This is a genomic window from Aeromonas sp. DNRA1 (assembly GCF_963888745.1).
Lineage (GTDB): Bacteria > Pseudomonadota > Gammaproteobacteria > Enterobacterales > Aeromonadaceae > Aeromonas > Aeromonas hydrophila.
In genome coordinates this window covers 1,254,381-1,266,701 of record NZ_CAWPKQ010000001.1, presented here as the reverse complement: position 1 = coordinate 1,266,701, position 12,321 = coordinate 1,254,381, and the positions used below count along the sequence as shown (strand labels likewise).

11 protein-coding genes are annotated in these 12,321 nt (G+C 63.2%); 5 read left to right on the top strand and 6 right to left on the bottom strand.

Translation table 11 applies throughout. The features are described from left to right. Window positions 1-20 precede the first annotated feature (20 nt). Window positions 21-1,997 carry a HAMP domain-containing methyl-accepting chemotaxis protein gene (locus tag AACQ43_RS05790; protein ID WP_168966417.1) on the top strand — a complete coding sequence of 659 codons (1,977 nt, stop codon included), beginning with the start codon at window positions 21-23 and terminating at the stop codon, window positions 1,995-1,997. A 301-nt stretch (window positions 1,998-2,298) separates the two neighbouring features. On the opposite strand, the gene rfaH is transcribed toward AACQ43_RS05790, so the two are convergent. The 4 genes from rfaH to metN all read right to left on the bottom strand — a co-directional run bounded on the left by rfaH (window position 2,299) and on the right by metN (window position 5,399). Next, a complete protein-coding gene (gene rfaH / locus AACQ43_RS05780) occupies window positions 2,299-2,799 on the bottom strand; it encodes a transcription/translation regulatory transformer protein RfaH (RefSeq protein ID WP_168966415.1) in 501 nt (166 codons plus the stop codon). A 96-nt stretch (window positions 2,800-2,895) separates the two neighbouring features. Continuing rightward, window positions 2,896-3,696 (bottom strand): methionine ABC transporter substrate-binding lipoprotein MetQ, encoded by an 801-nt coding sequence (gene metQ, locus AACQ43_RS05775; protein ID WP_168966413.1) that lies wholly within the window; start codon window positions 3,694-3,696, stop codon window positions 2,896-2,898. A 25-nt stretch (window positions 3,697-3,721) separates the two neighbouring features. After that, window positions 3,722-4,375, bottom strand: coding sequence for a methionine ABC transporter permease (locus tag AACQ43_RS05770; protein WP_011704854.1), 654 nt, complete (start codon window positions 4,373-4,375; stop codon window positions 3,722-3,724). Further along, window positions 4,356-5,399, bottom strand: a complete 1,044-nt coding sequence (metN, locus tag AACQ43_RS05765) for a methionine ABC transporter ATP-binding protein MetN (protein ID WP_011704855.1) — start codon at window positions 5,397-5,399, stop codon at window positions 4,356-4,358. The genes AACQ43_RS05770 and metN overlap by 20 nt, the downstream gene beginning before the upstream one ends. 471 nt (window positions 5,400-5,870) lie before the next feature. Here metN and AACQ43_RS05760 point away from each other — a divergent pair, with 471 nt between their 5' ends. Next, window positions 5,871-6,326, top strand: coding sequence for a hypothetical protein (locus tag AACQ43_RS05760; protein ID WP_016349602.1), 456 nt, complete (start codon window positions 5,871-5,873; stop codon window positions 6,324-6,326). A 112-nt stretch (window positions 6,327-6,438) separates the two neighbouring features. On the opposite strand, the gene ppgK is transcribed toward AACQ43_RS05760, so the two are convergent. Together ppgK and queG are read right to left on the bottom strand one after the other, a co-directional pair. After that, window positions 6,439-7,197, bottom strand: coding sequence for a polyphosphate--glucose phosphotransferase (gene ppgK, locus AACQ43_RS05755; protein ID WP_168966411.1), 759 nt, complete (start codon window positions 7,195-7,197; stop codon window positions 6,439-6,441). An 83-nt stretch (window positions 7,198-7,280) separates the two neighbouring features. Beyond that, window positions 7,281-8,408 (bottom strand): tRNA epoxyqueuosine(34) reductase QueG, encoded by a 1,128-nt coding sequence (queG, locus tag AACQ43_RS05750; protein WP_168966408.1) that lies wholly within the window; start codon window positions 8,406-8,408, stop codon window positions 7,281-7,283. A gap of 174 nt (window positions 8,409-8,582) precedes the next feature. On the opposite strand from queG, the gene AACQ43_RS05745 reads away from it, so the two are divergent. The 3 genes from AACQ43_RS05745 to AACQ43_RS05735 are packed head-to-tail and all read left to right on the top strand — an operon-like array spanning window position 8,583 to window position 12,132. Beyond that, window positions 8,583-10,094: an NAD(P)H-hydrate dehydratase gene (locus AACQ43_RS05745; RefSeq protein WP_168966406.1), complete on the top strand. Its 1,512-nt coding sequence runs from the start codon at window positions 8,583-8,585 to the stop codon at window positions 10,092-10,094. Window positions 10,095-10,102: 8 nt separating this feature from the next. Next, window positions 10,103-10,576, top strand: a complete 474-nt coding sequence (tsaE, locus tag AACQ43_RS05740) for a tRNA (adenosine(37)-N6)-threonylcarbamoyltransferase complex ATPase subunit type 1 TsaE (RefSeq protein ID WP_011704860.1) — start codon at window positions 10,103-10,105, stop codon at window positions 10,574-10,576. Beyond that, window positions 10,567-12,132, top strand: coding sequence for an N-acetylmuramoyl-L-alanine amidase (locus AACQ43_RS05735; RefSeq protein ID WP_168966404.1), 1,566 nt, complete (start codon window positions 10,567-10,569; stop codon window positions 12,130-12,132). The genes tsaE and AACQ43_RS05735 overlap by 10 nt, the downstream gene beginning before the upstream one ends. Window positions 12,133-12,321: the final 189 nt, after the last annotated feature.

Genomic DNA, 12,321 nt, shown 5'->3' with positions numbered 1-12,321 from the left:
GCAACGAAACAAGGATGTTCATGAAAATTTCAAGCAAGTTGCTGCTCAGCTTCTGTTTTATCAATCTGCTGGTGATCCTCTCTTCCAGCCTCGTCTACCACCAGCTCGGCCGCATCGGACAAGCCGGCAGCGCCCTGCTGGAGCAGGCTCTACCCGCTCTGCAACGGGATGAGGCCAGCCAGAAGGCGCTGGTGGCGACCATCTCCTCCCTGCGGGCCTATCTCATTCTGGGCAAGGATCCGGCGCAGGCCGCCCGCCTCAAACAGGAGTGGGAGGAGGCCTGGCAGGTGATCGAGCATCAGCAGTTCACCGCCGAGCTGACCCGCTCGCTCAAGGCCTTCAAGACCAGCCAGCAGAAGGTGTGGGACATCGCCCATACCGACGAGAACCTGCCAGCCCATACCCTGATGCTGCAGGAGGCGGGGCCGCTGGCGGAGTCGGCCCTCGATCAGCTGCAGTCCTTTGCCAACGAAGAGGTGGCCACCCCGCAGGATCAGCTGCCCGGCGATCGCCGCCTGCTGCTCAAGCAGGTGGGGGATGCCTACAACGGCCTCTCCAATGCGCTCTCCGCCCTGCGCGACTTTCTCATCTCCGGGGATCCGGACTATCGCACCAAATACCAGGATTATTACCAGTTCCACCAGCAGCGGGTGGCCGAGCTGAAGCAGCAGGAGGCCAACTTTACCGAGGCGCAGAAGGGGATCTGGTCGCTGTTCGAGGAGATGTCGGCCCCCTTCGCCGAGCTGGTGGGGCAGGTGATCAGCAAGCGGCAGGCGCCCGACTGGGATCAGGCCAACCATCTGATGGCGACGGAGATTGAGCCGGCTCTCGGTCAGCTGGCGACCCAGCTGGCCGGCCAGGTGACCCAGACCCGCACCGAGGTCGAAAGCATGGGCCAGAAGATGACCAGCGCCGGTCAGGCCATCAATCGCACCCTGCTGCTGGCCACCCTGACCGTGATCGTGCTGGGTACCCTGGTGGCGCTGTTGTTCAGTCGCCGTCTGACCCGGGACATCGCCAGCCTGGTGTTGCGGGCCGATCTGGTTGCCAACGGCCGGCTGCCCGCCCGCCCACTGCCGGTGCAGAGCCAGGATGAGCTGGGTGGGCTGACGGGCTCCATCAACCAGATGTCCGGCCAGCTACGTCAGCTGGTGGGGGAGATCCAGGGGGCGGTGGGGCAGGTGGACGGGGCCTGTGGCGAGGTGGGCAGCACCACCCGCGCCATCGTCACCGATCTGGCGAGTCAGAATCAGCGGGTCGATACGGTGGCGGCGGCCATCGAACAGATGTCGGTCAGTACCCGGGATGTGGCGGGCAATATCGCCGAAGCGGCGCGGGCTGCTCAGCAGGCCGAACAGCAGACTCGCCAGGGCGGCCACGAGCTGGCCCGCATGACCGCCACCATGCAGCAGATCGCCGCCATGATTGCCGAGGCGAACAAGGCGATGGGTCTGCTCAGCAGCCAGAGCGAGCAAGTAGGACGCATCACCGAGGTGATCGCCACCATCGCCGAGCAGACCAATCTGCTGGCGCTCAATGCCGCCATCGAGGCGGCGCGGGCCGGCGAGCAGGGGCGCGGGTTTGCCGTGGTGGCCGACGAGGTGCGGCTGCTGGCGAGCCGCACCAGCCAGTCCACCGAGGAGATCAGCCAGACTATCGCCAGCATCCAGCAGCAGACCCGCCAGACCGTCAACACGGTCGGCAGCGGCACCCGCTTGGTGGAAGAGGGGCGCGGCGCCGTCGACTCGGTGACCGGCACCCTGAATGCCATGCTGCAGCTGGTGCAGGATCTGTCGGGCCAGCTGGGGGCCATCGCCACCGCGACCGAGCAGCAGTCACGGGTGGCCCAGGAGGTGGCGGGAACGGTGGAGGAGATCGCCAGCCTCAGCCGGCAGTCGAGCCAGCGTAGCCAGCAGGGGGAGGAGATAGTGGCCAGGCTGGCGCAGGATACCGGTCGCTTGACGGCGGTGATCAGCCGCTTCGAGCTGGATGCCTGAGGTGGACAAGGGGTATGAAAACGGGGCAGGCCACTGGGCCTGCCCCGTTTTTTAGCCTGACTGGCGCAAGAGGTGGTTGTTCTGGCCAGTCAGCGGGAGTTCGGTGTTGGTTGCCGGGACAGTTCAGCCGACGGAAGGACTGGTTGTCGGCGCTGCTGGTCTCCTGGTTGAGCGGGCTCACCAGCAGGAATCAGGTGTTTCTCGCCCGTCAGTCCAGCCGACGGAAGGATTGGTTGTCGAAGCTGCTGCTGGTCTCCTGATTGAGCAGGTTTACCAGCAGGAATCAGGTGTTTCTCGTCCGTCAGTCCAGCCGACGGAAGGATTGGTTGTCGAAGCTGCTGCTGGTCTCCTGATTGAGCAGGCTCACCAGCAGGATCGCCCGTTTCTCGCCATCCGGCTCCAGATAGATGGCTTCGAAGCCGGCCAGCGGACCGGATTCTATTAGCACCTTGTCGCCCTGAGTCGGCAGGCTGGCGTAGCTGGCGCGGGCCTCGTCGCTGTCGTCCCGGCTCATCAGCTGATAGACCAGCTGGCTGCTGATGGAGGTCCACTCCCGACCGAAGTGGATGATCCGGCTGATTCCGCGGGTCGACTTCAGGGTGACCGGGGTGACCTCTTCCAGATCCACGTAGATGAACAGATAGTTGGGGAACATGGGCTCCCGCACCGGGACACGCTTGCCCCGCCGCAGTTTTTCAATTTCCACCATGGGGTAGTAGGACTCGATCCCCTGGGCTTCGAGATGGGCGCGGGCGCGGGCCTCTTCTTTTGGCTTGCAGTAGGCCAGATACCATTTTTTCATGTGCTGAGTATGTTCGTGTTGCCGTGCTCGCCGATATGATAACGGCAGCAAAAAAAAAGGCCACGCATTGCGTGGCCTTTTTTGCCGAGTGAGTGATTACCAACCTTTCACCAGGCCGCCCTTGAACAGTTCCAGCCCTTTCTTGTAGACGTCGTCGGTCTGGAAAGACTGTACGAACTGTTTGACCTTCTCGTCATCCTTGTTGTTGTCGCGGGCAACGATCAGGTTGACGTAGGGGGATTCTTTATCCTCAACAAACAGACCGTTCTCGGTCGGGGTCAGGCCAATCTGACCGGCGAAGGTGTTGTTGATGATGGCCAAGTCCACGTCTTCCAGCGAGCGCGGCAGCTGGGCAGCTTCCAGCTCGACGATCTTGAAGTTGCGCGGGTTACTGGCGATGTCCAGTACGGTCGCTTCCAGACCGGCGCCCTCTTTGAGCTTCAGCAGACCTTGCTTCTCCAGCAGGATCAGGGAGCGGCCCAGGTTGGTCGGATCGTTCGGCACCGCGATCTGGGCGCCATCTTTCAGCTCGCTCAGCGCCTTGATCTTCTTGGAGTAACCGGCGATCGGGTAGACGAAGGTGTTGCCGACCGGCACCAGCTTGAAGCCACGATCACGGATCTGGGCATCCAGATAGGGCTTGTGCTGGAAGGCGTTGACGTCGATGCTGCCATCGTTCAGTGCCACGTTCGGGGTGACGTAGTCGGAGAAGTTGACCACCTCGACGGTCAGTCCGTATTTCTCCTTGGCCACTTTGGCGGCCACTTCAACCAGCTCGGTCTCGGGGCCGGCAATAGCGCCTACTTTCAGGGTCTTGTTCTCTTCCTTTTGACCGCAACCGGCCAGTACCAGAGTGGCCAGCAGGGCTGCCGCAACGGATTTGATGCCAAATTTCATAAAACCTCCTGTCAGAAATCGACGATTAACGATGATCACATTTGTTGACCAGGCGCTCACCCGCGCTCTGGATGAGTTGAACCAGTACGACCAGAATAACCACGGTTACCAGCATGACGGTCGGGTCGAAGCGCTGATAGCCGTAACGAATACCCACATCGCCCAGACCACCGCCCCCGATGGCACCGGCCATGGCGGAGTAGTTCACCAGCGTGACGAGGGTGATGGTGACGCTGTTGAGGATGCCGGGCAGGGCCTCGGGCAGCAGCACCTTGGTGATGATTTGCAGGGGCTTGGCACCCATGGCCTTGGCCGCTTCCAGCAATCCGTCCGGCACCTCCATCAGGGCCCCTTCCACCAGGCGAGCGATGAAGGGAATGCAACCGACGGTCAGCGGCACGATGGCGGCAATGGTGCCGATGCTGGTGCCGACGATCAGCCGGGTCAGCGGGATGATGGCGACCAACAGGATGATGAAGGGCACCGAGCGACCCACGTTGACCACCATGCCCAGGGTACGGTTGAGCAGCGGGTTGGCCAGGATCTGGCCAGCCTTGGTCACGTGCAGTGCCACACCGAGCGGCAGGCCGAGCAGGCAGCCGAACAGGGCGGAGGCAAACACCATGATGAGGGTGTCGCCCAGGGCCGTGAACAGCAGATTAATCATGGCTTCGGACATAACCCATTACCTCCAGCTGAATATGGTTGTCGATGAGGAACTGCTGGGTTGCCTCGCACTGGGCTTCATCCCCGAACAGCTCTGCCAGCAGGAAGCCGAATTTGACGCCCCCGGCGTATTCGATGTCGGCGCTCAGGATGCTGATGTCGATGTTGAAACGGCGGCTCGCCTCGGAAATCAGGGGCGTGTCGACCGTGCTGCCGGTAAAGCCGAGCTTCACCAGCGGATAGCTGCCGGGGACCCGCTCCGCGCTCATCCGATCCTGATACTCCTGGGGCACTTCCAGGTGGATGGTGGAGTGGATGAAATCCCGCGCCAGCTGGGTCTTGGCATTGCTGAAGAACCAGGCCACTTCACCCTGTTCGATCAGCCGGCCGTCGCTGATGATGGCCACTTCGTCACAGATCCCCTTCACCACGTCCATCTCGTGGGTGATGAGCAGGATGGTGAGCCCCAGCTTGACGTTGATCTCCTTGAGCAGGGTCAGGATCGAGCGGGTGGTCTGCGGGTCGAGGGCCGAGGTGGCCTCGTCGCACAGCAGTACCTTGGGGGCCGGCGCCAGCGCCCGGGCGATGGCGACCCGCTGTTTCTGGCCACCGGAGAGCTCGGACGGATAGGCGTGGGCACGGGCTTCCAGCCCGACCAGTGCCAGCAGCTCTTCGACCCGTTGCTGGATCCTCTCTTTGCTCCAGCCCGCCAGCTCCAGCGGGAAGGCGATGTTGGCAGAGACGGTACGGGAGGCGAGCAGGTTGAAGTGCTGGAAAATCATCCCGATCTGGCGACGAGCCTGGGTCAGATCCCGTTCGCTCAGGGCGACCAGATCCTGGCCGTCGACAATGACTTGACCTTCCGTCGGGCGCTCCAGCAGATTGACGCAGCGGATGAGGGTGCTCTTGCCGGCACCGGAGGCGCCGATCACCCCGAAAATTTTGCCTTGCGGCACATGCAGGCTCACGTCACGCAGGGCGTGCACGGCATCACTGCCTTTACCGTAGACTTTGTTGAGACCGATCAACTTAATCATGGATTCTTCCGTGCTAACAGCCTTAAAGCACAGGGCGCTACAGGCGGGTGAATTGGGCAGAGGTTTCACTGGGTTGCTCTGCCATCATGGAGGATGATGCTAAGATGTCTGGATGGCCGTGTCAACGCGTGTTTATACATCTAGACGTCTAAAAAAGTGCTAAGGATTCCCGCCTGCCGACTAACGCCGACGGTGATCTCGCTCACATCAATATTGTATTTGGTGGTATGGCATAATTGCCGAATATCACATGGTAAATATCCACTTACAACCTCCTTTATTAGCAGCCAGCCGGATTCACCTGCTCATCCTTTTATCTCCCCCGGGTCGGCACAAATCATTCCACTTTGTATCGATCGCTGCTTTCTTGGCCACTGGCTTGATGCAGCACAACAAGGGCTGTGCTTTGGCTTGGATTGCAATTGCCTGTTTTTTATACTTAAAGGGCACGGTATACAGGAGGGCAACCTGATGCGATTTCAACAAATCAAAGACTTGCTGCTCTATCTGGAGCAGGTGCATCACCAGCTTGGGCTCTGTTACGGGCGTCTCATGGCGCAGGTGGATGGCGAGCGCAGCCGGCTGCTGCTGGCCTATCTGCAGCAGCGGGAAGAGGCGGCAAAGAGCCAGCTGGATGACTACCTGAGTGAACTTGGCGAAGGGGTGAAGGAGACCTGGCTGGAGCGAGGCTTCAGCGAGGATCTGCTGCCCGGGATCCGGCGCCTGAGCCTGCCAGCCACGGCCCAGACCCAGGATATAGTGCAGCTGGTGTGCCGTCAGGAGGAGAAGCTCATCGGCGAGCTCAGCCATCTGGCCCGGGAGTGTCCGACCGAAGAGACGGTGCGGCTGCTCGGCGGCCTGGCCGAGCAGGAGCAGACCCGCCTGACCCGCTTGGTACACGGCGCCCATCGGCTCGACGACTTATAGAAAATAGCCGGCCGGGTGACATGTCCCCGGGCGACAAGTACGGTGAAAAATGGGCGCTGAAAACAGCAGAGGCCCGGCAATGCCGGGCCTCTGCTGTTTGTTCATGACTGCGTCATGCCGACTGGCGGGTGGCGGTGAGCTCGGCAGCGTGCAGGGCGGCGCCTATGATGCCGGCCTGATTGAGGTTGGCGGCCGCCACCAGCGGGGCCCGGGTCTCAATCTTGTCGATGAACTTGTCGAGCTTGGCGGCGCTGCCGCCGCCCAGGATGAAGAGGTCGGGGGAGAATAGAAACTCGAGGCGGGCCAGGTACTTGTTGAAGCGCTTGCCCCAGCGGCCCCAGGAGAGATCCTCGCGTTTGCGCACCGCGTCCGAGCAGTAGTGCTCGGCCACCATCCCTTCCAGCATCAGATGACCCAGCTCGGTGTTGGGTAGCAGTTGACCGTTGACGAACACGGCGGTGCCGATGCCGGTGCCGACCGTGATGAGGATGATCACCCCCTTGCTGCGATCCTTGCCGGTCCCGAAGCGCATCTCGGCCAGACCGGCCGCATCGGCGTCGTTCAGCACGTGGCAGGGTTGGCCGGTCACGTCGGCGAACAGGTGGGCGACGTCGGTCTCAATCCAGCTCTTGTCGATGTTGGCCGCGCTCTTGGCGATGCCGTTGTGGATGGTGGCGGGAAAGCCGCAGCCCACCGGGCCTTTCCAGTCGAAGTGTTCCACCAGCGCCTTGAGGGTATGAGCCACGGCGGCCGGGGTGGCCGGCTGCGGCGTCACCAGTCGGTGACGTTCGCCAATCAGCTCGCCCGTTGCGGTGTCGACCAGGCATCCCTTGATCCCCGAACCACCGATATCCACTCCCAACATCTGCATCCGTTTGTTCCTTTTATAGTGCCGACGATCGACCGTCGGCAGAGCATGAAAAAATGGCTTCGATCCGGCAAGGGGCAGATCGTCTATGCGTGATCCGGCAGACCTTTTTCGATGCAGCGGATCAGCAAGCGCGTCTTTTTGTTGTCATCCTGCTGGCGTTTGGCCAGGGTGGCCAGCGCCCATTCGATATGTTCGGCCACCATGGGGTCGGCTACTGCCAGCGCCTGCTGCAGGGCCGTCATGACCTGCGGGCTGGCCGGGCCGTTGCCAAGGGCCACCGCCAGGTTGCGGCGCCAGCGCTGATAGCCGATGCGGCGGATGGGGCTGCCTTCGGTGTGCTTGAGAAACTCGCTCTCGCTCCAGCCCCACAAGGTCAACAGCGGCGGGCGATGCAGATTGGGGCGCGGGCTGAAGTCGGGCTCCGGGCTGGCGTTGGCATAGCGGTTCCAGGGGCAGATGAGCTGGCAGTCGTCACAGCCATAGATGCGGTTGCCCATCAGCGGCCGGAACTCTTCAGGGATGGGGCCGTCGTTCTCGATGGTGAGATAGGAGATGCAGCGACGGCCGTCCACCACGTAGGGGGCTATGATGGCGCCGGTGGGGCAGATGTTGATGCAGGCCACGCACTTGCCGCACTGCTCTTTCTCCACCGGCGCATCCAGCGGTAGCGGCAGGCTGAGCAGCAGCTCCCCCAGAAAGAAGAAGGAGCCCGCCGACTCGTTGAGCAGCAGCGAGTGTTTGCCTACCCAGCCAAGGCCAGCCTTGGCCGCCAGCGGCCGCTCCAGAATGGGGGCCGAGTCGACAAAGGGGCGCCAGCCCAGCGCCTCGCAGCGCTGCTCGATGCGCTCCCCCAGCTGCTTGAGCCGGTTGCGCAGCAGCTTGTGGTAGTCGCGACCCAGGGCATAGCGGCTGATGTAGCCGAGGGTGGGGTCGCGCAGGGTAGCTGCAAAGCCTGCCTCGAACGGCAGATAGTTCATCCGCACCGACAGCACCCGCAAGGTGCCCGGCAGCAGCTCGTGGGGGCGGGCCCGCATCATGCCGTGGCGCGCCATGTAATCCATGCTGCCGTGATGGCCCGCATCGAGCCAGGCCTGCAGTCTGGGCTCCTCGAGGGTGAGATCCGTGTCGGTGATACCGGCCTGGTCGAATCCTAGCTCGCTCGCCCAGAGCTTGATATCTTGGGCCAGTTGATGGAGTTCGGTGGTGGTCATGGGGCCGTCTGCCTGCCCGGGTGCTGACCGGGATGGAGGTGTACTGTCATGCTGTATCGCATCTCTGGGGTCTTGTTGCCAAGGTTGACCGACGGGCATGGCGGTTGCCGTCATACTGCATCATGTGCCCGGTGCCAGCTGGCCCGGATGAATGGATGAGAGTCAGGAGCCGTCATGGTACAGATCATCGGGGATACTATCAGCGGGAAAGAGGTGCGCAGTTTACCACAATCACTGTGGCGGGCTGAACAGATCCGTGCCCTGGAGCGGGAGTGGGCCGAGCGCGAGGGGCTGGCACTCTACACCCTGATGGAGCGTGCCGGGGCGGCACTGCGCACCTACGCCACCCACCATTGGCCGCACAGCCGATGCTGGTGGATCTTCACCGGCCCCGGCAACAACGGCGGCGACGGCTATGTATTGGCTCGCCTTGCAAGGCAGTTGGGGCTGGAGCCCCAGGTGATCGCGCTGAGGGATCCCGCCGAGCTGACGGGGGATGCCAGGCGGGCTGCCGACGAGTGGCTGGCGACGGGGGGCACAGTGGTGTTGGCCGAGGCGGGCGAACTCGACCGGTTGCCGGCGCCGGACCTGGTGGTCGACGCACTGCTCGGCACCGGTGTCCATACCCGGCTGTCACCGCTTATGACAAAGATCGTCGCAACAATCAATGGCTTGCAGGTGCCCGTACTATCGGTGGATCTCCCCTCTGGCCTCAATGCTGACACCGGCTGCGCCATGGGGGCTGTGGTGCACGCCAGCCGCACCCTCACCTTCATCGGCATCAAGCAGGGCATGCTCACCGCCGACGGAGTGGACTGTGTCGGTCACCTCGACTGCGACCCCCTCGGCGTCAGCGTCCCGCCCGGGTGGTTGGCGGCCGCCGAGCGCATTGATTATCCCTCCCGGCACACTCGGCTGACGCCACGTCAGCGCTCGTCCCACAAGGGCTCCCACGGCAAGGTGCTGCTGGTGGGGGGCAATGCGGGGATGCAGGGGGCCATCGTGCTGGCCGCTCGCGCCTGCCTGCGGGCCGGTGCCGGTCTGGTGCGGGTGTGCCAGCATCCTGACCAGCTGCCCGCCAGCCTCTACCAGGCCGAATTGATGGGCAGTCAGGGCGGGTATGAGGAAAGCTGGGCCTCGGTGCGGGTGGTGGGACCCGGCCTGGGTCAGGATGAGTGGGGTCGGCGCCATTTTGAGTCTTTTGTTAACGAGCAGGTGCCACTGGTATTGGATGCCGATGGATTGAATTGGCTGGCGCAATGTCCCCGTCATCAGGATAATTGGGTGCTCACGCCCCATCCGGGCGAGGCAGCCCGCCTGCTGGGCTGCACCATTGCCGAGATTGCCGCGGATCGTTTTGCCGCGGTGCAGCGTCTGCAGCAGCGTTTCGGCGGTGTGGTGCTGCTCAAGGGGGCGGGGACGCTGATCCACGATGGCAAGGGGATGGCGCTTTGCGACGAGGGCAATCCCGGCATGGCCAGTGGCGGCATGGGCGACCTGTTATCTGGTATAATCGCCGCCCTTTTGGCCCAGGGCTGGTCTGCCGCCGAGGCAACCCGACTGGGCGCCGTGATCCACGGGGAAGCGGCCGATCTGGCCGCTGCAGACGGAGAGCGGGGCATGCTGGCATCAGACCTGCTGCCCTTTATCCGTCGACTGGTAAATCCCGACACCATAACAAGCTAAAGAAGAACATGGCAAAACAGTTGATGATGACACTGCCGGACGAGGCAGCAACAGTGGCACTGGGTGGCCGACTGGCCCACGCCTGCCAGCAGGCAACCACGGTGTTCTTGCACGGCTCTCTCGGGGCCGGCAAAACCACCCTGACCCGGGGCTGGGTACAGGGGCTGGGGCATGAGGGCAAGGTCAAGAGCCCGACCTATACCCTGGTCGAGCCCTATGAACTGGCCGACTGGCAGCTCTACCACTTCGATCTCTATCGATTGGCCGACCCGGAGGAGCTGGAGTTCATGGGGATCCGTGACTACTTCGGCGCCAATACCCTCTGTCTGGTGGAGTGGCCGGAGAAAGGGGAAGGCTGGCTGCCCGCCCCCGATCTCGACATTACCCTGAGTTATGCAAACGAGCAGCGCGAGGTCCTGATAGAGGCTCGCACTGCTATTGGCGAAGCCATTCTGGAACGGTTGTCATCTACGTGCGCTTGATCCTTGTTATTGCCCTCTCCCTGCTGGCCTTACCCTCCTGGGCGAATCAGCTCAAGAGCGTGCGGGTGTGGCCGTCGCCGGACAACACCCGGGTGGTGCTCGATATGAGCAGCGCCCCCAATTATAACTATTTCACCCTGACCGGCCCCGACCGGCTGGTGATCGACCTGAAAGGGGCGAGCAACGTCACCAATCTGGCCCGCATCGAGAACAAGAGCGAGCTGGTGCGCAAGATCCGCGAGAGCTCGCCGCTGGAGAAGGGCGGTCTGCGGCTGGTGCTGGATCTCAGCTCCACCATCAAGCCGGTGGTGTTCCCGCTGGCGCCGGCGGGGCCCTACGGTCACCGCCTGGTGATCGACCTGCCGTACGAAGAGAAGGCCTCCGCCTCGGTGCAAGCCACGCCGGTGGGTGGCAAGGGCAAGGGGGTGGTGATCGCCATTGACCCGGGCCACGGCGGCGAAGACCCGGGCTCCATCGGCCCGCGTCGCACTTACGAGAAGCGGGTGACCCTGGCGGTCTCCCAGAAGCTGGCCGCCCTTATCGACCGCGAACCCGGCATGCGTGCCGTGCTGACCCGGCGCGGTGACTACTTCGTCGATCTGAACAAGCGCTCCGAGATTGCCCGCAAGGCCAAGGCCGACCTGCTGGTGTCGGTGCACGCCGACAGCTTCCACAACTCGACCCCGCGCGGCGCCTCCGTCTGGGTATTGTCGACCAACCGCGCCAACCGCGAGATGGGTAGCTGGCTGGAGAAACAGGAGAAGCAGGGCGAGCTGCTGGGGGGCGTCGGCAAGGTGTTGGCCGAATCGGACCCGAACCCCTATCTGGCGCAGACCTTCCTCGACCTCTCCATGGACAAGTCCCGTGCCGAGGGTTATGACGTCAGCCGCCAGATCCTGCGCTCGCTGGGCCGGGTAGCCAGGTTGCACAAGAAGGCACCGGAGCACGCCAGTCTGGCGGTGCTGAAGGCGCCCGATATCCCCTCCGTGCTGGTGGAGACGGGCTTTATCTCCAACCACGCCGAAGAGCAGCTGCTGGCCACCGCCAGCTATCAGGATCAGCTGGCCCGCGCCATCTTTGAGGGGATCCGCAACTATTACCGGGCCCATCCGACCAAGGGAGCCATGCTCACCGGCAAGGGGCAGGGCAGCAACAAGCAGGCGGCGGTCAGCCGACCCGCCCCCGCCAGCAAGCCGGTCGCCGTCAGCAAGCCGGCGGCGCAACCGGTGCAGCAGGTGGTGACCAACCGGATGCCGGCCACCGAGCCGAATCGCAGCAGCGATGGCGGGGCGCCGGTCAGCAGCGTCGGCGGATCCTCGTCCGGCGCCGGCGTGATCAAGCCCTACGTGGTGGCGGCCAAGGAGCCGAGTGCCCCGGTCGCCAGCGTGCAGAGCAACGACAAGGCCAACATGCTCCGTCATGTGGTCACCCGAGGGCAGAGCCTCTCCCGGCTCGCCGAGAAATACGGGGTCAGCCAGGCGCGGCTGGTGGAGATCAACAAGCTCAAGTCGCGGGACATCCAGATAGGGCAGGTGCTCTATATTCCGCAAAAATAGCGCTTGATGAGCCGCCGGACCCGCCCCTGCCAGTGGCAGGGGCGGGTCCGGCGAGCCGTCATCGACCCCCGCCAATTACTCGCGCCTTCAACCATCAGGAGTAAGCGATGCCGATCCGTTCTTTGTCCCATGTTCTGGCCAGCCAGACGAGCGTGGGCTGTGATAGGGCGGCGTGGCTCTCATCCGGGG